The organism is Paenibacillus swuensis (genome assembly GCF_001644605.1).
Lineage (GTDB): Bacteria > Bacillota > Bacilli > Paenibacillales > DY6 > Paenibacillus_N > Paenibacillus_N swuensis.
Genome location: NZ_CP011388.1, coordinates 3,385,124 through 3,408,934, shown reverse-complemented (window position 1 = coordinate 3,408,934; position 23,811 = coordinate 3,385,124). Strand labels below are relative to the sequence as shown.

Sequence of the window (23,811 nt, the reverse complement as noted above, 5' to 3'; positions counted from 1 at the left end):
GTTATCTGCTACTGCTATTATAGACCAAAATGGAAGCTTAAGAATCACTTTGGCTTCTTGATTTGTTGCTCTTTGTCCGGATCTTCTCCGAGATAAATCCGGATCGTTGAGCCACGCTCAACTCTTGTGCCCGGTTTAGGCGCTTGACTGATTACCATATTCCCTGTCCCGGATGCGGCCAGCTGAAAGTTCTGGTTCAGATCTTCATAAATATCTTCTACCGTCGCCCCGACTAAATCCGGTACTTTGATGACCGGGATTTCGCCATATCGATAAACTTTATCCAGTTGGTTCGTACTTGGCTTCACACCCATATAACGCAAAGAATCTCCCAGGATGCTCTTCACGATCGGGGCAGCGATTAACCCCCCGAACTGCAGACCTTTCGGATCATCAACCGCAACATACACGACAACCTGAGGTTTATCCGCAGGAGCGAATCCAATGAAGGAAACGATATGCTCATCAGCGGAATAGCGGCCGTTGATGACCTTCTGGGCTGTTCCCGTCTTGCCGCCGACGCGATAACCGTCGATAAAGGCGTTACGGCCAGTACCTTTCGCCACAACACTTTCCAAAGTTTCCCTTACAACTTTAGAAGTCTCCGGAGAAATCACCTGACGCACGAATTCAGGCTTCATCTCCTGAACCGTTTCACCGGTTTCCGGGTTTACCCAAGCCCTTGCAACAAAGGGCTTAAACAACTTACCGCCGTTCACAGCGGCGGAAATCGCGGCAATTTGCTGAATTGGCGTTACAGAAACCCCTTGTCCGAAAGCCGTTGTGGCAAGCTCGACAGGTCCGATCTGGGAAGGCTTGAACATAATGCCGTTTTCTTCGCCCATCAGGTCGATTCCGGTCTTGGTTCCGAAGCCGAAGTCTTTAATATACTGAAAAAGCTTGTCTTTGCCAAGTCTTTGTCCTAAAGCCACAAAACCGGGGTTACAGGAATTTTCCACAACTTCGGTAAACGTCTGGCTGCCGTGTCCGCCGCGTTTCCAGCAACGCAGGCGCGCGCCTCCTACCTCCACGGCGCCCTTATCATAGAAGTGCTCATGCTCCAAGTCTACTTTACCTTCTTCTATGGCCGCTGAGAGCGTGATAATCTTGAAAGTGGAACCGGGCTCATAGGTCATCCATATGGGTAAATTGCGGTTATAAGTTTCCGCGGAATACTCGCGGAATTTCTCGGGTTCATAATTAGGTCTGCCCGCCATGCCCAAGATTTCACCTGTGTTGGGGTTCATGGCGATGGCAATGACATGCTTGGCCTGATATTGGATCATCGCCTGATCCAGTTCACGTTCCATAATCGATTGAACATTCTTATCAATCGTAAGTTCCAGATTCATCCCGTCTCTGGGAGCCTTATATTCATCCGAAGAACCAGGCATCTGATTGCCGTTCGCTGTCGATAAGTAAGCCACACTTCCAGCTATACCGGTTAAGTATTTGTTGTACGTCAGCTCCGTGCCTGTCAATCCTTGATTGTCAATTCCCGTAAAGCCAAGAATATGCGAGGCTAGTCCTCCAAAAGGGTAATACCTTTTATTGTCTTCTGCCACAACAATGCCCGGCAGATTAAGATTGCGAATTTCTTCCGCTTTCTCCATCGTAATTTTACGGCCGCCGGGCTGAATTTTAACACTGCTTGCGCGTTTGGAAACCAATGTGACAATCGTGTCTTTGGACATGTTCAGAACTTTAGATAACTGTAACGCGGTGTTTTCCTTATCCTTCACTTGTACGGGAATAGCCATAATGGTAGGCGAAGAAATATTATAAGTGAGCGGTGTGCCGTTGCGATCCGTGATTTGACCGCGTTTCGGCTGCACAGGAATATCCCGGCGCCATGAATCTTCCGCCCTCGCCGACAACTCCGCGCCTCTCCATATTTGGACAAACCCTAATCGAAACATGAGAGAAACAAATAGCACCGTGACGATGATAATCGCCGTAAATAACCTTCGGCGAACCGTAACATTAGATACCCGCAAGAACAGTCCCCTCCTTCAATCTCCATGCCGAAACCCTCGAATCGGTTTCATAACATGAATATTCAGGACAAGGAGGGGATAGAACAAGCCTGTCAGCCCGCCTTAGCTTCGCTCTTCGGCTGTTCCTGCGCCTGTTGCGAGGCTTTGGCGGCTTCCGTTACACTCATCGGCTTCATGGCTACCTTTAATACACGTTTACCGTTCACGCTTGTAACCGACTGAGCGGAAACATATCCTTCACCGGTCACATCGCACACCATATCCAGCATGGAGCAAATCTGTACGACATCTTGAATCGGTTGTCCTGATAAATCGGGCACTTTGACTTTATCTATCGGCTCCGTAAGCAGAAACATCTTCTGCCCTGATCCCATCTTACCGTTCGCTATAGGAACCTGCTCGGATACTTTCTTCCCTTTCCCAAGGGTCAAAGAGCGTATATTGCCTGTTTTCAAAGCCGCTTTAGCATCGGCTACATTCATGCCCAACACATTCGGCACTGCGATCCCGGGCTCCATTTCTTCCACGGTGGATGTATTCTTTCCTTTGGTGGAGGAAGGAATTTGCATGTAACGCAAAGATTGAGAGACGATCTCTTTAAAGATAGGAGCAGCCACATAACCGCCGCCTTGATCTGCAGGCACGTCTGGTTCATCCACAAGAACATACACCAATATTTTTGGATCCTCCACAGGAGCGTAACCGATAAAGGAAACTACATATTTCTCATCGGAATAACCCTTACCGATTACCTTCTGAGCCGTACCTGTCTTACCCGCTACTCGGTAGCCTTCAATGAAGGCGTTTCGTCCTGTGCCGATCTTCCTGTCAGCCACAACCTGTTCGAGATACCCGTTGACTTTGGCCGAAGTTTCAGGGGAGATGACTTGCGCCGTTTCTTTAGGTTCGAACTTCTGAAGTACCTTGCCTGTTACAGGGTCGGTGATTTCTTTCACAATATGCGGCCGCATTAATTTTCCGCCGTTAGCTACTGCGGCCACGGCCGCAACCTGCTGCATCGGAGTTACCAGGACGGCGCCCTGACCATAGGTTGCCGTGGCTTCATCCGTACGTGAATTAAAATTAACCTGACGCGAAGTTTCGCCTGAAATATCGACTCCGGTCTTTTGACCGAAACCGAACTTATGAATATAATCCAGAAACTTTTCCGGACCGAGTTTCTCGTATCCTAATTTAACGAAAGCTACGTTACTTGAACGTTTCAAACCTTCCAGATAAGTGATTTTTCCCCATCCGTTACGTCTAATATCACGGGTAGTTCCACCTGGGATCCGAATGGAACCTGACATATAAGTCCCGTTCGGATCGAACAAACCTTCTTCGACCGCGGCGGCCAACGTCACAATCTTGAACGTGGAGCCCGGTTCGTACATGGAAGCAACGGCATGATTCGATTTCGACTCTTCGTTAAAATCCCAGTATTCATTCGGGTTATAATTAGGTGTATTGGCAAGTCCCAAAATCTCCATCGTCTTGGGATCCACCGCGATCGCCGTCATACTCTTGGGATGAAACTGATCATCGGCTTTCTTGAGCGCGTCTTCTATGTAATGCTGGATATTCTCATCCAATGTAAGCTTTACATTCTTGCCGTCAACTGCCGCTTTATATTCCACTTTGGAATCCGGCAGACGCCTGCCGAGCAGATCTTTCTCATATCCGATTGAACCGGCTGTGCCCGATAATTGCTTATTATAAAGTGCTTCTAATCCGGTTGCGGGTTCGCCTTGTTTGTTTAGGTAACCCAGTACATGTGAAGCCATTACATCCTTAGGATAATAACGCTTCGAGTCCTCTTCAAGGATAATTCCGACGTTATTAACCTTCTTCTTCCCAAGTTCCTTGGCAACCGACTTACGAAGCTCGTCACGAAACGCGAGCACCTTGTCCGCGGTATCCGTGTCTACTTTTTGGCCGTCTCTGCCCAAGGCTCTGTATTTATAGAACTTGCCTTCTTTATTTTTGGCGATTACGTTCGCTTTAAGCTTCTCTTCGGGAATCCCGAGAATTTTGTGAAGGCCTGCAACCATCTCATCTTCCGTTCCCTGTTGATTAATCACCTCGGGGTTAACGGCAATCGTAAAAGCCTCACCGTCTTTAGCAAGTACTTTGCCATTCCGATCCGTAATCGCTCCCCGAACAGGAAGAATGGATTTATTCGCTGCCCATTGTTGCTCCGCTTTAGCCAACCAGAACGCATTATCGGCTACTTGCACCATAAAAACTTGAACTAAAATGTAAGTAAAAAGGAGGGTGATTACGCCCCCCATAAATAGTGTTCGCATTCGGTTTTTCTTCGCCATAGGAAATCCCTCATCACGTTTATTCTGTTAGTGCCACACCTTCGGAACCGGTATTCTTGTTCGGAACAACATATTCCTTCGAATCGGACTGTCCTTTCGTGAAGCCTTCTTGCAATGCTCTCTTTTCCAACTCTGCCGGATTCATCATCGCTTCCAGCTTCAACTTCATCTTGCTGTTCTCGGTTTGCAGCACTTTAATCTCTTTTTCTACCGTTTGCAATTGCAAGTTCATTTCATAGATTTGAGCATATCGAAAAATAATGACGCCCGCAACCAATACACAAGCAACGATCGTGAACAGGTACAGGAGCTTTTCCTGTGTTGATATTTTCTTGCGAACAACAAAAGTGGTCGTTTCCCGAATCCGGGTGGCTTTCTTGCGTTTCGGATTCGGATTTACAGCTAGGTTCCCGTGAATGTATGCCGGCATATTTCTTACTTCCCCCTCTTTCCTCAAATGCTTCATATGAATTTAGTACATGATTATAGTTTCTCGGCAATTCGCAGCTTTGCGGAGCGCGATCTCTGATTCCCCTCTAATTCGCTTTCATTCGGTACAATCGGCTTCCGGTTAACCAGCTTCACGATGCCTTTTCTTTGACATACGCACATTGGAAAATCCGGAGGACATGTACACTTCTCCAGCATTCCGGCCAAGATCTGTTTGCAGATCCGATCCTCAAGGGAATGAAAGGTGATAACAGAGACACGACCACCTGGAGCAAGACAAGTCACGGCATCCCGCAGCGCATCTTCAAAGGCTCCCAATTCATCGTTAACGGCAATCCGGAATCCTTGAAAGCTGCGTTTGGCGGGATGACCTCCCGTGCGGCGCGCTGCTGCGGGAATCCCCTCTTTAATTAATTCCGCTAACTGCCCTGTCGTTTCTATAGGCGTTGTTTTGCGGGCATCCACAATGTTGCGGGCAATCCGCCTGGAAAACTTCTCCTCGCCATATTGAAATAAGATCCTTGCGATTTCTTCCTCTGACCAATCATTCGCGATCATTCGCGCCGTCAGTTCGGCGGATTGATCCATTCGCATATCCAGCGGAGCGTCCTGATGATAGCTGAATCCCCGGTCTGCCTCATCCAGTTGCGGAGAGGAAACCCCGATATCAAACAGAATACCGTCCACTTGAGGAATCCCCTCTGCTTTGGGAACTTCCGGTAATGCGGCCAGAGCTTCTTTTATGTATCGAAAGTTCGTTTTTACAAGCTTGACCCGGTCCATATACGGCGCTAACCGTTCCGCCGCGTTGGTAAGTGCACTATCATCTTGGTCAAAAGCAATCAGGGTGCCGGCGGGGCTCAGTTGAGAAGCAATGAGTTCACTGTGACCCGCGCCGCCAAGGGTGCAGTCCACGTAAATACCATCCGGTCTGATCTTTAGCCCTTCTACGGCCTCTTCTTTAAGTACAGTGATGTGATGAAACAAGTTGTTCGTCCTCCTACGTCGTTCAGCCGATTATAAATCAAAATTAAAATCGACCAGCTTTTCGGCGATTTCATTGAAAGAAGTTTCGGACTGATTGAAATAGTCCTCCCACACTTCTTTGCTCCATATTTCCACACGATTCGACACGCCCAGCACGACACAATCCTTATCCAACTTGCCGTACTCGCGCAGAGTATTGGGTAAGTTTACCCTTCCCTGTTTGTCCAGCTCGCATTCGGTGGCGCCTGAAAAGAAAAACCTGGTGAACGCGCGCGCATCCGATTTCATTAACGGGAGTGCTTTAAGCTTCTGCTCGAGCACCTTCCATTCTTCCATCGGATAAACGAATAAGCAGTTGTCTAATCCGCGGGTTACCACGAATTCGGAACCGAGGGCTTCGCGAAATTTGGCGGGAATGATCATGCGGCCTTTATCGTCGATCGTATGTTGATATTCGCCCATGAACATAATCCTACCACACCTCCACCCTAAGTCTCCACTTTACCCCACTTTTCACCACTTTGAATCATAATTCTATAAAAAAAAAGAAAATCCTGCTAATTAGCAAGATTTTCAAAAAAAGATTTTCTGTTCGGGTTAAATTTAAGAGGACCCCGGGTCTGAATCGGTCGGTCTTCCTTTGTTGCGTCTGTTTTTGTTGTACATAAAGTACATGAAACCGCCAACGGGAATCAATATGATCAATAATGGCAATAATCCCGCAAGCAGGACTACAACCCCCTCAAACAAAGCCACCAGGAAGGCGCCGCTGGATTTCATCGCTGCTCCAGCTCTTGCGAACAACGCATCCTTCTCTTCAGGATCCTTGACGGCCGTTTGGACTACGGGTTGGTATACACGTAATTCGATGGTAGAGAAGGCCACGTTCTCATCGAGGTAACGCATCCGGCCTTTAAACCGTTCAATCTCCTCTTGCACACCGCCAAGCTCTTTGGAAAAAGCGACTAAGTCAGAGGCTTTCTGCGCCTTCTCCATGAAAGAGAGTAACCGGGCTTCAACCACTTGCTTCGCCTTTAAGCGGGACTCCAGGTCCACGTATTCTTCAGACACATCGGTGCCTTGCATACTCCGTTGAAGTTCCACAGGCTTCATTTTCTCCAACTCTCCGATGAAGGACATGAACCCTTGAGCTGGTACTTTAATTTTATAATTACCGCCTAATTCATTGCTGGTCTTGCTGTCTGTGAATTGAATTAAATAACCGCCGGACAGGTGAATCAGGTTCTGAATTTGGCTTTGGGTTTTCGCGTAATCTTTCACTTCCATCGTTAAATTGGCGCGATAAATCAATTTCTGGTTCAATACGGGTTGGCCCGACGATGAGACGGGAGATGAAGCGGCCGTTCCGTTGCCTAACGAACCTGCGGACATCGGCGTTTCCGCGTCGGACTCGACCTTTGATTCTTGAGAGTTCTGATCTTGTTCCATCGCCTTATCAGCAGGAGCAGATTCCGCCGCGCCTTCCATTGCAGCAGAATTATCGCTACTTCGCTGTAGTGAATTCATTTTGGCATCTGCGCCCGAGTTGTTGTCGGCGGCCGAGCAAGCCGACATAGCCAGCATTCCCGTCAATAGCATCATTACGCAACCTTGTTTGAACATCTTCATATTCATTTATTCCCCCTTGTTTATATCTGGAAGCTGCATCTTACTAACTAGACGCACTCGAATGTAAAAGGTTGCCATAATGGGATAACGGGCAAAATTAATTTTAAAATAAAAAGACTTGCGGATGAATTCCGCAAGCCTCATTTTGTCAATTAGGGTATTAATGTTCGGTCCAGGAGTCCAAATACGATTTCTGTTCCGGGGTCAAGGTGTCGATGGACACACCCAAGGATTCCAGCTTATAAGCCGCCACTTGTTGATCCGTTTCATATGGGACGTTCACGACTGTTTTCCCAAGCGCTTGATATTGGTCATTCACATATTTCAGCGACATGGCCTGAAGCGCGAACGTCATATCCATAATTTCCGCCGGATGTCCGTCTCCTGCTGCCAGGTTCACCAGACGTCCTTCCGCCAGCACATAAATTTTACGGCCGTCTTTGAGCTTATACTCCTCGATGTTACGTCGCACGGTACGCTTGGATTCGGATTGTTCCTCCAGCTCCGGCTTGTTCACTTCAACATCGAAATGTCCGGCATTGGAGAGAATCGCACCGTCCTTCATGACTTTATAGTGCTCGCCGCGGATTACATCCCGGTTTCCTGTAACGGTCACGAAGAAATCGCCGACTTTGGCCGCTTCCAGCATAGGCAGTACCGTGAAACCGTCCATATAGGCTTCCACCGCTTTAATAGGGTCGATTTCCGTTACGACAACCTGAGCCCCTAAACCCTTGGCGCGCATAGCCACGCCTTTACCGCACCAGCCATAGCCTACAACCACCACAGTTTTGCCTGCTACGACCAGGTTCGTCGTCCGGTTAATGCCGTCCCATACGGATTGCCCCGTGCCATAGCGGTTATCAAACAAATACTTACAGAACGCATCGTTCACAGCAACCATCGGGAATTTCAACTGTCCTTCCTTCTCCAGCGCCTTTAAGCGCAGAATGCCGGTCGTTGTTTCTTCCGCTCCGCCGCGCACTTGTCCGGCCAAATCCTGGCGTTCGGAATGAAGAATGGTGACGAGATCCCCTCCGTCGTCGATAATCAGATCGGGCTTCGTTTCCAACGTTTTGATGAGCAGATCTTTATATTCTTCAGGCGAAGGATTGTATTTGGCGAACACCGTAATTCCGTCTTCCACCAAAGCGGCGCACACATCATCCTGCGTGGAAAGCGGGTTACTTCCTGTAATGACCACTTCCGCTCCGCCGGCTTGAACGACTTTGGCCAGATAAGCAGTCTTCGCTTCCAAATGCAATGAAATGGCAACTTTTAAGCCTTTGAAAGGCTGTTCTTTCTCGAATTGTTCACGGACACGGTTCAACACCGGCATGTGGGCATTCACCCAATCAATTTTCAAATGTCCTTCCGGCGCGAGAGCCATATCGGTCACGATACTGTTTTCTTTCACACTCATCCCAAATTCCTCCGTTAGTAAGTATTATAAGTACCAAATATTGTGCAAACCATATGTCTGTTCCTCTTCCTCCAAAAGCAAATCATGCAACCATGCCTCGCCATATCGGTTGATGAAATCATACACAAGGTATACTCTTTCCTGAGGCTTATCCATCGGTAGGAAAGACTGCGCCAGCCGCTCCCATTGCCGCAGCTGAGCATCGAACTGCGCATGATAAGCTCCTTGCGCCCTGTTCTCCAGAAAATCCATCTGATCCAGAATTTTCTGTTGATTGGTAAGGGAAAGAGCGGCTGTTCCCCCGTCAATGGATCCAACTAACTCCAGGATGGGCGCATACAAAGCGCGAAACTGCGCTTTAGCCTCTTCGAAACGCTCACTCAATTGTAGCGTATCCTGGCGGGATAGCCAAGCTTGCTTGGCCTCTTCCAGGCGGAACAACACATCCTCCGTGCTCAGGCCAAACTTGGTCTGATGCTTCGCAAGTGTGCTTTCCGCCAGGGTATATTCGCGCCGCGGCACAATCAGCGGCATGCGCATCCCGAAGCGGCGAAACGCATCCTTCGTGAGCGACCAATACGCGATCTCGCCAGGCCCGAGCACGGTGGCGAGCACCGGGAGCACATAATCCTGCATGAGCGGACGCGTCATGACATTATTGCTCAAGGTGCTCGGATCCCGCTCGGCTGCGGCGAGCAGCTCCGCTTCGGACAAGCGGAACGCGCCGCGCTTGTCCGTGAAGTCCGCGCCGTCCCGCTGCAGCAGGACGCGCTCGCCGTCCCGGAAAACGAACAGGTTCGCGTTTTCCGGGACCACCTCGGCGGCCGGAGCGAAGCCGGCCGCCTCGATGCGGTCTTTAGCCGCCTGCAAGGCGTCGGCTAAAGCCGCGTTAGCGCCGATGAGCCGCGCGAACATCGGCGATTCCAGCGCGCGCAGATTCGGATCGTCCGAATCGAGCAGCACCAGGCCGTAGGCCTTGAAGAGGCCGGCCATCGCGCGCGCGAAAAACTGGCTGAGCGTCGCCGACGCTTCAGCATATGCGCGCAGCTGTCCGAGCACGACCGGCTTGAACGCCGTGTCGGGCAGATGCACGGACAGCTCATGCAGCGCCGCCGCCCAGGCGTCGCTGTCGATGTGAAGCCGGCTCACGGCCGTACGCGCCCCCGTGGGGTGCTCGATCTTTAGCTTGTGAATCTGCGACGCCGAATCCCGGACGAAGGTGTGATTCACTTCGTCCCAGTCATGGTCTTCACCGGCGATCCAGAACACCGGGACGACTGGGCTGCCCAGCTCCGTGGCTGCGCGCCGGGCTGTCTGGATAATCGTTACCGCTTTGTAGATAACCAGCATCGGTCCCGTGAAAAGCCCGGCCTGCTGCCCTCCTACGACGGTCAGCGTACCTCGCTCCCGCAAGCGCGCGATATTCGCGAGTGCTTCATCGCCTGCGCCGTTGGCGCGATTGTAGGCCTCCAGGACGTCGGCCACCGCACCCCGATCAGCGCGCCCCAGGGTCTGCTCATGAACGCTGGCTCGCCCTACGGCCTGGCCTTTAACTCCAGCTTGCCCTGTGGCCCTTCCTTGAACTCCCATGCCTTCAGAGGCGTCCAGCCACTCAGCTCTTGCCCGCCAGTCCGCATCATCGCGGACATTATATTCATAAAGGTGTTGCACTTCACGGAATGCATGTATGTATGACTCAGCTAAAGGCTGATTTCGTTTCCAATATACTGATTCTGACCTCATGATCAGCCTCCGTCCTGAAAATAAGTAAGTAACCTCACTCCACTGATTGTACACCGCCTTCCCCCTCTCGTCAAAATGAAAGTTTCCGATACCCACATCCGAATTATTCGCAAATAACAACAAAAAACCGATACCCGGAGGTATCGGCTCATATGTTTATTATGCGTAATGACAAGCCACAAAGTGGCCGGGCTGTGCTTCGCGGAACTCAGGCTCACGCTTCGCGCATTCTTCCGTAGCCAGCGGGCAGCGTGTGCGGAAATAACAACCGCTTGGCGGATTTACCGGGCTCGGTAGTTCGCCTTTCAACACGATGCGGTCACGGTTCGCTTCCACTTCCGGATCCGGAATCGGAATGGCGGACATCAGCGCTTTCGTGTAAGGGTGCAACGGATTGTCATACAGCTCATTACTCTCTGCAAGTTCAACCATTTTCCCAAGGTACATTACAGCTACTCTGTCGGAAATATGCTTAACCATAGACAAGTCATGGGCAATGAACAAGTACGTTAAACCCATTTTGCGCTGAAGATCTTGCAATAAGTTTACGACTTGCGCCTGAATGGATACGTCCAAAGCCGAAATCGGCTCATCACAGATAATCAGCTTCGGATTTACCGCCAAGGCGCGGGCAATCCCGATTCTTTGACGCTGTCCGCCGGAGAACTCATGAGGGTAACGTGTTGCATGGTCCGGGTTCAAGCCTACTAAATCAAGTAACTCTTCGACTCTCTTCTTACGTTCCTGCTTACTGTTCACCAAATGATGGACATCCAAAGCCTCGCCGATAATATCGGTTACGGTCATCCGAGGGTTCAATGAAGCGTATGGATCTTGAAAGATCATCTGCATGTCGCGGCGCAGAGCTTTCATCTTGCCCGGGGACAGCTTGTAGATGTCTTGTCCCTCAAACTTCACTTCGCCTTCGGTAGGTTCGTATAAGCGAAGGATCGTACGGCCGGCTGTGGACTTCCCGCAACCGGACTCGCCTACCATTCCCAAGGTCTCCCCTTTGCGGATGGAGAAAGAAATATCATTCACGGCTTTAAGTGTGTTTCCGCCGCCTACGTTGAAATATTTCTTAAGGTTCTTGACTTCAATCAGGTTTTCATTGGTATTCTTCACGGTATTAGTACTCATTGCGCTACCTCCTGTGCTAGAGGATGTTGCAACCAACAGCTCACGAAGTGTGTATCGCTAAGCTGAGTCATAATGGAGTCTTTGTTGGCGCAAATGTTCATGGCATCGTCACAACGGGAGCAGAATCCGCATCCCGCGGGCGGTTTGATTAGATCCGGCGGTGTACCGAAGATCGGCACCAACGGCTCGTCTTTCTTCTGATCCAGACGGGGTACGGAACGCAGCAGTCCTTTAGTATAAGGATGTTGCGGGTTTTTGAAAATCTCCCATTTGGTCCCTGTCTCTACCACTTTACCCGCATACATAACGATAACGCGGTCACACATATCGGCAACAACTCCAAGATCATGCGTAATCAGGATAATGGAAGTGCCCAGTCTTTCTTGCAAATCTTTCATTACCGTCATGATCTGAGCTTGAATTGTAACGTCCAATGCAGTTGTAGGCTCATCGGCGATAAGCAAAGCCGGGTTACAGGCAAGAGCGATGGCAATCATCGCACGTTGTCTCATACCTCCGGAAAATTCATGCGGGTACTGGTCGAAACGGGATTCCGGATTCGGGATACCCACCAGCTTTAACATCTCCACGGATTGTTTCTTTGCTTGTTCCTTCGTCATCTTCTGGTGCTTAATGAGACCTTCGGCAATTTGCTTACCGATCGTAATGGTGGGGTTCAAGGACGTCATCGGATCCTGAAAGATCATGCCCATATCCTTACCGCGGATACTTTCCATTTCCTTCTCGGACTTCTTCAGAATGTCCTGACCCAGAAACTCGATACTGCCACTCTTTATGATGGAAGGCGGACTTGGGATCAAACGCATCAACGTTTGTGCCGTTACGGACTTACCGCAGCCAGACTCCCCTACAATGCCGACAGCTTCTCCTTTATTAACATGGAAAGAAACGCCGCGCACCGCTTGGACTTCACCGCCGTATACTTTGAAAGAAACGCGTAGGTCTTTAACATCCAATAGTTTTTGAGTCATAACAAATCCACCTCCTACTTCTTCATCTTCGGATCAAGCGCATCCCGCAAACCGTCACCGAACAAGTTAAATGCAAGCATTGTTAAACTGATAAACATAGCTGGGAACAGCATCCGCCAAGGATATATTCTCCAAGCCGTCAACGCGTCGTTGATCATTGTACCCCAAGAAGCAGCCGGAGACTGAACCCCTAAGCCCAAGAAACTTAAGAAGGCTTCAGCAAAAATCGCGCTCGGAACCGTAAGTGTCAGAGTAACGATAATCGGACCCATCGCGTTCGGAACCAGATGACGGAACAAGATTCTGCCGGAAGAAGCACCCAGGGAACGGGAAGCAAGAACATAGTCTTGATTCTTCAGCTGCATAATCTGACCGCGCACGATCCAGGCCATGTTAATCCAACCGGTCATACAGAGGGCTAGAATTATCGTACCCATGGAAGGCTCTAAAACTACCAACAATAAAATTACAATTAATAGATAAGGAATCGAATATAGAATTTCAGCGATCTTGTTCATGACCTCATCGACACGTCCGCCGAAGAAGCCCATGATTCCGCCGTAAATAACGCCGACAGCCAGATCGATCAATGCGGCATAAACACCTACTTGCAAAGAAATCCCTGCGCCCATCCAGGTTCTCGCGAACATATCGCGACCCAGATCATCGGTGCCGAACCAGTGTTCGGAGGACGGCTTCATGTTGGTCTTCTCCAAGCTGTTGGTGGCAATGTCATGCGGTGTGAGAAGCGGCCAGATCACGGCCATGATAACCAGTAATACCAGTACAACTAAGCCTGTCATGGCTAATTTATTGTCTTTCAGACGAATCCAAGCATCCTGCCATGCGGTTAGACTGACACGTGAAATTTTCTCAGGTGTTTTCTTCTCATCGCTAAGCTTTTGGAAATCTTGGTTCGTTACCGGAATCTGTTGTGTATCGATCACTTGTTTAGAAGCCAATTTAAGCTCCTCCTTTCCGGTTGGATAGTTTAATTCTAGGATCAACGAAGCCGTATGCGACATCTGTCAGGAAACGGGCAGACATCAGAATGACGGCGTAGAACAAGGTAATGCCCATAATTAACGTATAATCACGGTTCCCGACACTTTGGACAAAGAATTTGCCCAGACCCGGAATACCGAATATTTTCTCAACTACAACGGAACCTGTAATAATGTTCGCGGTTAGAGGCCCTACATAGGTAACAACCGGCATAATTCCGTTACGTAAAGCATGCTTGATCAGAACCACATTCTTAGCCAGACCTTTGGCCTTAGCCGTCTTGATGTAATCAGAAGACAGTACTTCCAACATGGAAGAACGTGTCAGACGCGCGATAAACGCAACAGGCAATGCCGAAAGCGCAATGACCGGCATGACGTAATCCAACGGTCCGTTCAAGCCCGCAACTTTAAACCATCCCAGCTTTTCCCCGAGTACAAACTGCATAATCGATGCAAGGACGAAGTTCGGGACCGAAACACCGATAACAGCAACAATCATGGCGAGGTTATCCAACAATTTACGGTGATGTAAAGCAGCCACCAAGCCTAAAAACAAACCAACAATGACAGATGTGATAATAGCAATAATACCCAATTGGGCAGAGTAACCGAAAGAACCTTTAATAATCTTAACAACAGATGTATGTTGCATCTTCATAGACATGCCCAAATCGCCGGTCACTAGATTTTTCATGTAGTTGACATACTGCTCACCTAACGGCTTGTCTAAACCGTAATAGGCCATGATGGACTTCTTAATCTCAGGCGGAATCGCTTTTTCGGATTGAAAAGGATCTCCCGGGATGATCTTCATAAGGAAGAACGTAGCAGAGGCAAGAATGAATAAAGAAATCAACATATATATTAGCTTGCTTGATAGATAACGAGCCACCCTTGGCACCTCCTGTAGTAAATAATTGCTCTAAGTAGACATTATGCGCTAACTCTATTTTAAAGGTTTGAGCCTTTATAATCCACTTTATAATATTACCAGTACATCTTCTAATTGAATCCTGACAACAGAAAAAAATCGGGATATATATGGCAACCATACATATCCCGAAGTCTGCTCATTCCACCATTGAAACTATGAATTATTCTTCAATATATCCACGAGAGAAGTTGATATCGCCTTTGTAGTCAATCGTGATGTTTTTGAAGTTCGGTTTCAACATACCTACCGAAGTATAATAGTAGATCGGCATGATGATCATGTCGTCCGTAATCATTTTTTCAGCTTTCGCCATTGCAGTCATACGCACTTTCTCATCGGAAGAAGCTTTAGCTTCATTAACTAATTTGTCGAACTCCGCATTTTTCCAGCCTGTATCGTTGTTACCGCTGCCTGCTGTGAACATATCAATGAATGTCATCGGATCATTGTAATCCGCTCCCCAGCCTGCGCGAGCAACTTGGTAGTTCAGGTTCGTACGGTTTTTCAGGAAGACGCCCCACTCTTGAGCTTCGATTTTAACATCTACGCCAAGGTTCGTTTTCCACATGTTCGCAATAGCTTCGGCAATTTTCTTGTGGCCTGCGCCCGTGTTGTGAATCAAAGTGATTTCAGGAAGTTTGGTGTAGCCTTTTTCTTGCATACCTTTTTCAAGCAAAGTCTTAGCTTCAGCATTGTCTTCTTTAAACAAGCTGCCTTCTTGCTCTTTACGGAATTCGTCTTTCTCTCCTTTAATACCAGGAGGTACGAAAGCGAAGGCCGGCAATTGTCCGCCTAATGTTACTTTGTCTGTAATCATTTGACGATTGATGGACATTGCGAAAGCTTTACGGATATTGACGTTATCAAACGGTTCAGCCGTTGTGTTGAATACATAGTAGTAAGATGTCGCTACGCCTTTAATGCGAAGCTCGTCTTTCTTCGTTTCTTTCAATGTAGGAATTTGGTCGGACGGGATTTCGCCTGTAGGCGCCCCAGTGTAATCCAACTCATCTGTGTCGTACATGGAAAGTTCAGTAGAAGCATCGTCAACCATTGCCATTTTCACTTCGGACAATTTAATTTCATCTTTACGGTTGTATGTGTCGCTCTTCTTCAGCGTAATGCTGTCGTTGTGCTTCCATTCCGCAAGTGTGAACGGACCGTTACCGATAATGGTCGCAGCTTCAGCAGCGAATGCCGGGTTAGCGGATACAGATGCTTCGTGTTGCGGGAAGTAAGTAAAGAAGGACAGAAGACCTAAGAAGTAAGGTGTAGGAGCTTTCAACGTAATCACAAGCGTTTTGTCGTCCTGAGCTTTAACGCCTACTTGATCAGCCGTCACGCCTGCTTTCTTCGTGTTATACTCTTCGCCGTTCTTCAGGTAGTACAATTGGTATGCGTAAGGAGAAGCAGGTTGAAGGTTCGGATCAAGGATACGTTTCCAAGCAAATTCGAAATCGCTTGCTTTAACCGCATCGCCGTTGCTCCACTTCGCGTTCTCATCAATGTTCATTGTGTAAGTCAGGCCGTCATCGGAAATCTTCCAATCCTTAGCCACACCTGGTTGTACTTCAGCTTTTTCATTCTTTGTAGTCAAACCTTCGTAAATCGCGTTCAACACAGTGAAAGATGTGTTGTCTTGTGCTTGACCCAGGTCCAATGTAGGCGGCTCGGAACGAAGGTTCATACGGAATACTTGTGCTGCGTCTTCCGAACTACCGCCGTTGTTGTTGCTTCCGCAACCTGCCAATACCGTTCCCATACCAAGAACGAAAGCAAGAGTTAGGACTAAACTTTTTCTCTTCATGCTTCTTTTCCCCTTTTGTTAAGATTTTGTGTTTGTGCTTTTGATTATACAACCATTGGTCAATAAAATCTAGCGAAATTTTCAGACTTTTAGAACAATGAAAATCACTAGGAATTTGCCGAAAAGCTGTAACTATGTAATATATTATTACACGAAACACAATTTTAGCAACAATTATTTTCATGTATGTCAGAATACCTGACGTAATCTTGGCTCATGAAAAAACCGCTACCTTAGTGTAATGATCTTTTGCCAAAAAAACAATACATAACTAAAAAACAATCCGCCTTATGTCGCAGATTGTTATCATCTTATGGGTGACTATTCACTTATCATGCGCTCATGAACTGTTTCCCTATACCCAAGACCATGAACAAAATATAAAAGAAACTAAGCACTACAAAGCTGAACCGCCAAAGCGCCTTACTCAGCTTGGGTACATTCACTTTTCCTTTAATGCGGTTCTGAGCATTGCCGATAAAGCCGGCTGTCAACAACATAAACAATAAAATACCGTATAAACCGAACTCCTTAGTGAAAATCTCATTAAACAAGGCGGAAACAGCCACGATTAAGAACACCGTGGTTACGTCCATGGCAGTCATTAACGCTTTCTTGCGATGCTTCACAATCCCATAGCTGATCAGCCAAGCCGCCCCAAACGGTATAAAGGGCACCACGGCCAGAAATCGAAATATCGTCCATACACCTTCAAAAAACATAGGTCCTCACCCGTTATAATCAGATTCCATTGCTTTAATCAATGCGTAAAGCGTCTCGCTTGCGGTCATCGGGATTCCTTTCAACCGACCCTGGGCAATCAGCCTTCCGGTAATGGCCTCGATTTCAGTGACACGCTTCGCTTCCACGTCCTGAAGCATAGAGGAACGGTTTACCGCCGTCCGTGCACATACCTCCTCAATTCGATTCCACATCCGGTCAGGCAGCTCCTCAACTTGCGCGGCGACTGCCGCATAGGATTCATCGAACAGACGCAACATCAGGGATGAGGCATACGCGTTGCGTATCAACTCGCCGTTCGAAATCCGCAGAATTGCAGTGATTGGATTAATCACCGCGTTGATTAACAACTTTTGGTACATTTCATTTACAATATCTTTCGACAACTCTGTCTTTATTCCTGCCTCGCACAGCAACTTAATCAACAGATTCAATGATGCCGCGCTTTCGTTCGAGTCATGTAACGACGTGGAGATGAGACCGGTTTGCAGCGTTGAGGGTGCCTGTCCGATTCTCGTCACGCCCTCGCCCGTATGCGTCACCGCGCCAGGGGACGTCCGGAGCGCCCCCTCTGTCGTCACCGCGGCGTACAGCTTCGCCGCGGGAAACGTCTCGGCCAACTTCTCCAGGTGGCCGATTCCGTTCTGGAAGCACAGCAGCCGGGTCTGCGGTCCGACGCGGGCTTGCAGCCCATCCAGAAATTCCTGATCATGCAGCGCATGCTGCTTCACGGTCAGGAATATCCAGGCGGGCTGCAAGCCCGCGAGCGCGGACGACCCGGCCGCGGGGTCCGCCGTGAGCGGCTCGGCAGCCACGGCGATGCGCGCGCGGGTGCTGTCCCGCGCGGTAAAGTCAAGGCCGGCGGCGCGAAGCTGCCCGGCCTGATCCGCCGTCCGCGTAAGCAGCGTGACGGCTTGGCCCGCCTGGCTGAGGCGGGCGGCGAGCAGCAGCCCGACGGCGCCGGCACCTGCGATGGCAATATGCAATGTCAAGCCCTTCTTTCTCCTTAATTTCACAGCAACTATAGCAAAGTTAAGGCCATAATACAAAAAAAAGAGACTGCCCTATGGCAATCTCTTTCATTACTTCATATTCATTCAGCAAGACTACTCTATACGCTCCAGGTTGCCATTGGCGTCCATCTTAAAACGAGATCTGGGCTCATCTTCTTCTTCGGCCAGGAAAGCCAACTTTCTCGCCCGGTCCATAATCTGAATGAGTGCTTTATAATCGTCGTTAACGACACGGTAGTCCGTCTGAACTTCGCTCACTTCTTTGGACAGCTTGGAATTTTCTTTACGAATGCGCTGGATATCTTCTTCTCTCTCTCGAAGCTCACGCTCCAGTTGTTTAATCTGTCTGGACATTTCCTGATAGGTTCCCTTCGATTGCCGCAGAAACCGAATAACCGCATCTATGGATAATGATTCTTCCGAAACAACATCCTGACGGTAAGACAGCAGCTCTTCATCCGGCGCAACCGAAATGGAAGAAACATGAACTTCATGCGTATTGGTTACGGTTTGCTTCTTCATATAACTCTTCTTTTGCCGCTGCGCCTTCGCAATCTGGATCGCAGCCTCGTATTTTTTGCGTACACAACTGTTCCAACGAAATCCGCAAGCTGCAGACGTTCTGCCGATACGGTCCCCCACTTCTTCGAAAGCGGCAAGCTGTGTGCTGCCTTCCCGAATATGACGGAGCGTAATATCCGCAAGCATCAAGTCGTCTTCCGAACTCCATGCGTCTTGTCTTATTGCTGACATAATTGCCATAACCTCCTAACCTAATCTAAACGTCAAAACCTATGTAATGGAATCATTTGTTCACTGCATACTTTATTTCTATGCCCTTGGTAGAGTTCATAGAATCTATTTGATACTATTTGGTATATCCATTTTTTTGAGGACTCATACGTAATGAAGGAAATTGATACGGCTTCAGCTTTGGCAAAAGTTTGCGATTTCGTCAAAGTTGAGGAGTGGACTTCATCCATGCTAGTCGGTATAATGTTCAATAGATAATTATGATTGCGTACGAGAGGGGGATGCATTCGTGGCACGTATGTTTCGGGTTCTAGGTTTTTGGACGCTAGCGATCGGTCTTATGGCTTTCGCCGGGGATATGATTGAGATGGCCTTGCTGTTCTTCTTTCAAACAGCGGTGTTCGTCTTGTTGGGATATTTGAATTTTTCCGAAAAAACGTACATACTCATGTTCTGGAGCTACATGATCATTTCGTTCTTGGGATTCACGTATTGGACGTTTTTCGAAATGGGGCTTCCGTTCTAATTTTGTGTCCCGCTCACAGGAAAGGCGCTGACTTCAAGTCAGCGCCTTTTGTTTGTTTTGCTTAGCACCAGCACTTTAAACAACTCGCTCATGCTGTCACTGATTAGCAATTGCCGGACAGCCCGGTTGCGTTTAGCTACAGGATGGAACGGATCCGAATGGGAATGCTCTGTAAGCCATTCTAATAAACCCGCATCCAGTAAAAATTTCTTCTGTGTAGAATATCTTTCAACCTCCATGCCGGACCGCGATCCCGCATGCATCAATCCTGTGAAGTTAACATGCGTCGTGATGTCTTGATCGCCGACCCGAATGTATGGATTAGTCGTAGCGCTGTGTTTGTAATAACATAACAGGGTTCCATGAAGTCGATGCGGAGCGTAAATTTCTTCGTACGTATCTCCGTAATCAATCACGATCAGATTACCCTGTACGATTGACTCTGCAATAGATTGAACCCAGTCTTCCGCATCCAGATTGACCTCCGCCACTTGTCCCGATTGGGGATGCAATATATAGGCCTGAAGGTATTTCAGCAGTTCTCCATCCTCTAACAGCGTATGAAACTCCGTGAATTCTTCATGACGCTGATTCCAACCGACCCTAACCTGATGCCATCCCGTCCCTTCTTTGTACACGCAGCGTTCTACGGAGAACGCATCCAACAATTCATTAGCAAGCACGATCACAGATGAATAGGGTCCTCCCCGCAGCCACTCGGCAGAAGAGATGACACGAGTTACGGCTTCATGCTCTTTCAATTCAAGCTTTTGGCGCTCTTGATGAAATGGGCTTTCTTCAATTATCGAATATCGAATTCGAGTGTAAAGCTCAGGCGCCAGCTTCTGCAATTCATCCAGAATTTGTTTGGCTAACCGTCCTGTGCCTCCACCCCATTCGGCGATATCAATTCCTGGAACGGAAGCATTAAACAAGCGCATTCGCGAAATAAGGTCGCGCGCCAACACCTCACCCATCACCGTACCGATATTGGAACTGGTGTAGAAGTCTCCGGCCTTGCCGACCTTGGTGTTATTCGTCATGTAATAACCGTAATCCTCATCATATAAGCAGGCCTGCATAAACCTTTTGAATGAAATTGTACTACTCGGGTCTTGCTCCATCCACACTCCAAGACGGTGAACGAGCCCGGTGCCGCTACTTACCTTCACTCTTGCTCACCTGCTTTCTGCATCATTTAGTTGTCATGAATAACCTTTACTGCTGAATATGCTTAGGAAGAGGACAAGGGGGTAATGTCGCGTATGCATAAACGGACTCGCCTGATTACTGCGGCGTGCATGGCTACGATATTCCTGTTTAGCAGAACAGATTATGTATACACGGAGCCTGTGACTATTCCTGAGATGGAAGCGCACCAACAGCAACTGTTAGAGAAAAGCCTCACGCTTGTTGAGCTTGACCGGGAAATCAGCAGGATCAGCAAACTCCGTGAAAGCACGGAAGAAGAACTCCGTCTTATCCATAAAGAAGTCAAAGAACACGAAGCTGGATTACAGGCCCAGCATAGCAAAATGTCGGCTCTGCTGAACAGTATGTATCAAGGCGAAAGATTACAGCTCTGGTCTCTTCTGCTCAGCACCCGCTCCTGGAAAGACGCTCTTTCACTACTGGATACGGTTCAACTTCTTATGGAAGGCGACCGAATCCTGCTGGATCAATACACTGCCGATGCCCGGAACCTAAGCGCTAAGAAAGAGATGGTGATGTCCCGGCAAGCGCTGCTTAAACAATCCGAAGAAAACCTGCAAGCCCAGCGAGAACATTGGACATCCTTGCAGCAGGAAGTGAATGAAGCATTGACCGAATCCGGTGACGCGGCAGCATTAAAGCAGCTTATAGACGATATGTCACGATATTGGCTGACCAGCGGCCAAGAATTATTCCAGAGCTATTTCAAAGCCATGGCTCAAGCAATGAAAGATTTCCCGGAGCTGTTGAAGCAAAGCAATCAGGAACTCTCCTTGGACGGGTTGCAGTATACCGTTATGGTGACGGATGATGATCTGAATTCTTTTTTGCGCCAAAAAAACCCTCTGTTCCAAGACATCCGTTTCACTTTTGTAAAGGATCAAGTCATTGCCGAAGGTACGAAAGATGACATGAAGGTAAAAATAGCAGGTTATTATACGGTTCAACAGAAACCAAAAAACGTAATAAAATTCCACTTAAACGAATTAGAATTTAACGGATTACAACTGCCCGAAACGACAAGCCGCGCTTTTGAGGAAAGGTTCGACCTGGGTTTTTATCCTCAAAAAATTATGGCCGTCTTTAAGGCTGAACGAATCATCATTGAAGATGACAAATTAATCGTCAGTTTAAAAATGGGGTTGTGACGGGCTCCATTCCTGGTTTAATCCGATAATAAACTCTTCCATGGGCGTTCCTGAACCCAGCTTCTTAAGATGGAGAAGGAGAAAGTCCAGCTTGCGTTTCATATCGGGTTGATGCTCAAACACACGGCCTTGCCTGAGCGCTTGGCCGTCTTTGTCATTCGGTGAAGCAATGCGAGGAAAAGTCCATGCCGATTTCACGGCTGGCATTAAAAGTCCTTCATCCATATACTCGGCTAATATGGACTCCGCACCAACAGCGTTAATCCACTTGCGAGCCTCCTCTACCAGCTTCGTATTGGCTGAAAGCGCAAAACTGGATCCGTAAATCCACCCCCCCAATGAACCGGACCGAGTAACATTCGACCTTCCAAGGGATCTGTAACCCACATCTGCCCCGCCATTTCGCTTCAAATCCGATAATCGGGTAACCATGAGTTTAATCTTACCCAAATTTATAAATTCCCACACTTCGTTGTCACTGTAACCGGCCAAGCCCTGTTGTACGGCAGCCGTTACACCGCCATAGAATCTGGAATCTTCAAAGGTGAGTTTATTGATTTCATTCTCTTGCCAGGAGCCGCCTAACGCCCAAATGAGGGAGATAAACGCATAGGGATCGCTTGATTGAATATAGAGGGGTATCGTGTCAGAAGCACCATTTCTCAACAGGGTGTCCGCACGCAGCCACCATTCCTTTGTTAAGACCGAAGGTTGCAGCTTTAATTGTTCCAGAGACGGCTTATGCCAAGCCAAAACATAGGGATCCGCCTCCACAGGAATCCCCCATAAATATCCGTTCCACCGTACCTGGTCCATCATGATATCAAGTCTGGCGGCTTTAGCTTCATTCGTCAACAAAGTGTCCACTGGCTGTAAAAATCCCAAGGAAGCGAACTCTTGAAGAACTTCATGATTTACCATCATAATATCCGGAGTATCCCCGAGTTCAGCTGCGGATTTTAAATAATCGTAAGACTGTTCTTCTGGTACATTTTCCAATTCTATGTAGATTGACTTATGTTCATTGGAGTATTGATTCGTAGTATCCTGCAATTTACGGAATGCCTCAGGCGGCAAAGAAACGGTTATACGCAAAACTTGAAGGCCGGAGGCTTCGTCTTGGCGGTCCTCACCCGAAAAAAACTCCGCAGGCGCGCGCACTTCGGCGGGCTTAGCAATCTGAGCGCGGTCCAGGGAACGACTGAGCAAGATGGAAGTTAAGAACAACATGGCTAACAGAATGGCAACTTTACGTCCAGGCATGAAGTCCGTCCTTTCGCTCAAAGATAGGTCTATCATACCATGTTTTCCCTATGTTGTAATCGCTTTAGTAAGAGTCATTGCGAGATTTCCGGGTTTTCAGCATAATAAAAGGATAGGAAAAAATCTGTGGAAGGAACAGGAGGTGTGAATGTACATGCAAAATTACAAATTTGGATTAAGCATGCGACTGCCGGAAGGCAAACTCCCGGGATTTTACGCTCAAATCATAAAAGCGATTGCGGGAAAAGTCAGCTTGTGGGATCGGGATAAAGAACTGTTGATCCTAAATAACGAGGAAGAACGCGCGACCATTAAGGATGTGCTAAATCATTATAAAGTTTACCACGAGGAAATGGATGTATGGCTTCTTCCTGATAACGCCGTGAAATATAGGAATTACGAGGATTACGGGTTTGAGAGCAAACAGGGCTACGCTTATCTTTATGCGGACAAGGTCGCTTTATATAGGGTACTTCCCCTTTTCCATCTGACCGAAATGGACACTAAGCCATGTCTCCTTCAACTTGAAGAAAATTTAATTGTCTCATTTCATGCTGAACCCGGGGACATCTATTATGTTGATGTTGACCATAAAGAATGGGTGAATCGGATTGCGGCAGCCTATGGGCACTCGGTTACATGGTTGTAAAGGAACACTCCCCGCCCAAAAAAGCAGAAGCCGGCGCGGCTCTGCTTTTCGTTTAATGTCATCAATTTTCATT

General features: G+C 48.1%; 21 protein-coding genes. 3 read left to right on the top strand and 18 right to left on the bottom strand.

The window, feature by feature from the left end:
* Positions 1-44 precede the first annotated feature (44 nt).
* The 16 genes from SY83_RS15000 to SY83_RS14925 form a co-directional block, all read right to left on the bottom strand.
* The gene (locus SY83_RS15000; RefSeq protein WP_068607894.1) at positions 45-1,997 is read right to left on the bottom strand and encodes a stage V sporulation protein D; all 1,953 of its coding nucleotides are present in this window, start codon (positions 1,995-1,997) and stop codon (positions 45-47) included.
* A 92-nt stretch (positions 1,998-2,089) separates the two neighbouring features.
* Positions 2,090-4,321 (bottom strand): penicillin-binding transpeptidase domain-containing protein, encoded by a 2,232-nt coding sequence (locus SY83_RS14995; protein ID WP_068607890.1) that lies wholly within the window; start codon positions 4,319-4,321, stop codon positions 2,090-2,092.
* A 19-nt stretch (positions 4,322-4,340) separates the two neighbouring features.
* Positions 4,341-4,751, bottom strand: coding sequence for an FtsB/FtsL family cell division protein (locus SY83_RS14990; RefSeq protein ID WP_068607886.1), 411 nt, complete (start codon positions 4,749-4,751; stop codon positions 4,341-4,343).
* Between the two features lie 53 nt (positions 4,752-4,804).
* Positions 4,805-5,758: a 16S rRNA (cytosine(1402)-N(4))-methyltransferase RsmH gene (rsmH, locus tag SY83_RS14985; RefSeq protein WP_068607881.1), complete on the bottom strand. Its 954-nt coding sequence runs from the start codon at positions 5,756-5,758 to the stop codon at positions 4,805-4,807.
* Positions 5,759-5,788: 30 nt separating this feature from the next.
* Positions 5,789-6,226, bottom strand: coding sequence for a division/cell wall cluster transcriptional repressor MraZ (mraZ, locus tag SY83_RS14980; protein ID WP_068607879.1), 438 nt, complete (start codon positions 6,224-6,226; stop codon positions 5,789-5,791).
* Between the two features lie 135 nt (positions 6,227-6,361).
* A complete protein-coding gene (locus tag SY83_RS14975) occupies positions 6,362-7,387 on the bottom strand; it encodes a DUF4349 domain-containing protein (RefSeq protein ID WP_197479872.1) in 1,026 nt (341 codons plus the stop codon).
* 160 nt (positions 7,388-7,547) lie between these two features.
* Positions 7,548-8,810, bottom strand: a complete 1,263-nt coding sequence (locus SY83_RS14970) for an adenosylhomocysteinase (RefSeq protein WP_068607875.1) — start codon at positions 8,808-8,810, stop codon at positions 7,548-7,550.
* A gap of 24 nt (positions 8,811-8,834) precedes the next feature.
* Positions 8,835-10,673: a bacillithiol biosynthesis cysteine-adding enzyme BshC gene (bshC, locus tag SY83_RS14965; protein ID WP_231891263.1), complete on the bottom strand. Its 1,839-nt coding sequence runs from the start codon at positions 10,671-10,673 to the stop codon at positions 8,835-8,837.
* Positions 10,674-10,712: 39 nt separating this feature from the next.
* Positions 10,713-11,693, bottom strand: a complete 981-nt coding sequence (locus SY83_RS14960; RefSeq protein WP_068607870.1) for an ABC transporter ATP-binding protein — start codon at positions 11,691-11,693, stop codon at positions 10,713-10,715.
* Positions 11,690-12,685, bottom strand: a complete 996-nt coding sequence (locus SY83_RS14955) for an ABC transporter ATP-binding protein (protein WP_068607867.1) — start codon at positions 12,683-12,685, stop codon at positions 11,690-11,692. Before SY83_RS14955 ends, SY83_RS14960 begins: the two co-directional genes overlap by 4 nt.
* A gap of 14 nt (positions 12,686-12,699) precedes the next feature.
* Positions 12,700-13,647, bottom strand: coding sequence for an ABC transporter permease (locus SY83_RS14950; protein ID WP_068607864.1), 948 nt, complete (start codon positions 13,645-13,647; stop codon positions 12,700-12,702).
* Between the two features lies 1 nt (position 13,648).
* On the bottom strand, positions 13,649-14,584 hold the full coding sequence (locus SY83_RS14945) for an ABC transporter permease (RefSeq protein ID WP_068607859.1): 936 nt from the start codon (positions 14,582-14,584) through the stop codon (positions 13,649-13,651).
* Positions 14,585-14,786: 202 nt separating this feature from the next.
* Positions 14,787-16,433, bottom strand: coding sequence for a peptide ABC transporter substrate-binding protein (locus SY83_RS14940; RefSeq protein WP_068607854.1), 1,647 nt, complete (start codon positions 16,431-16,433; stop codon positions 14,787-14,789).
* Between the two features lie 332 nt (positions 16,434-16,765).
* The gene (locus SY83_RS14935; RefSeq protein WP_068607852.1) at positions 16,766-17,155 is read right to left on the bottom strand and encodes a DUF3397 domain-containing protein; all 390 of its coding nucleotides are present in this window, start codon (positions 17,153-17,155) and stop codon (positions 16,766-16,768) included.
* A gap of 6 nt (positions 17,156-17,161) precedes the next feature.
* Positions 17,162-18,166, bottom strand: coding sequence for a ketopantoate reductase family protein (locus SY83_RS14930; RefSeq protein ID WP_197479871.1), 1,005 nt, complete (start codon positions 18,164-18,166; stop codon positions 17,162-17,164).
* A 114-nt stretch (positions 18,167-18,280) separates the two neighbouring features.
* Complete coding sequence (locus tag SY83_RS14925) at positions 18,281-18,940, bottom strand: RsfA family transcriptional regulator (protein ID WP_068607850.1); 660 nt, start codon at positions 18,938-18,940, stop codon at positions 18,281-18,283.
* A gap of 289 nt (positions 18,941-19,229) precedes the next feature.
* On the opposite strand from SY83_RS14925, the gene SY83_RS14920 reads away from it, so the two are divergent.
* Positions 19,230-19,466: a DUF2626 domain-containing protein gene (locus tag SY83_RS14920; protein WP_068607848.1), complete on the top strand. Its 237-nt coding sequence runs from the start codon at positions 19,230-19,232 to the stop codon at positions 19,464-19,466.
* Positions 19,467-19,504: 38 nt separating this feature from the next.
* Here the strand turns inward: SY83_RS14920 and SY83_RS14915 are convergent, their stop codons facing one another.
* Positions 19,505-20,638 carry a class I SAM-dependent methyltransferase gene (locus SY83_RS14915; protein WP_157279868.1) on the bottom strand — a complete coding sequence of 378 codons (1,134 nt, stop codon included), beginning with the start codon at positions 20,636-20,638 and terminating at the stop codon, positions 19,505-19,507.
* Positions 20,639-20,731: 93 nt separating this feature from the next.
* Between SY83_RS14915 and SY83_RS14910 the strand changes: the two genes are divergently transcribed.
* Positions 20,732-21,826, top strand: coding sequence for a coiled-coil domain-containing protein (locus tag SY83_RS14910; RefSeq protein ID WP_068607842.1), 1,095 nt, complete (start codon positions 20,732-20,734; stop codon positions 21,824-21,826).
* Here SY83_RS14910 and SY83_RS14905 read toward each other — a convergent pair.
* Complete coding sequence (locus tag SY83_RS14905) at positions 21,809-23,110, bottom strand: ABC transporter substrate-binding protein (RefSeq protein ID WP_197479870.1); 1,302 nt, start codon at positions 23,108-23,110, stop codon at positions 21,809-21,811. The genes SY83_RS14910 and SY83_RS14905 overlap by 18 nt on opposite strands.
* 133 nt (positions 23,111-23,243) lie before the next feature.
* On the opposite strand from SY83_RS14905, the gene SY83_RS14900 reads away from it, so the two are divergent.
* Positions 23,244-23,738 carry a hypothetical protein gene (locus SY83_RS14900; RefSeq protein WP_157279867.1) on the top strand — a complete coding sequence of 165 codons (495 nt, stop codon included), beginning with the start codon at positions 23,244-23,246 and terminating at the stop codon, positions 23,736-23,738.
* Positions 23,739-23,811 lie beyond the last annotated feature (73 nt).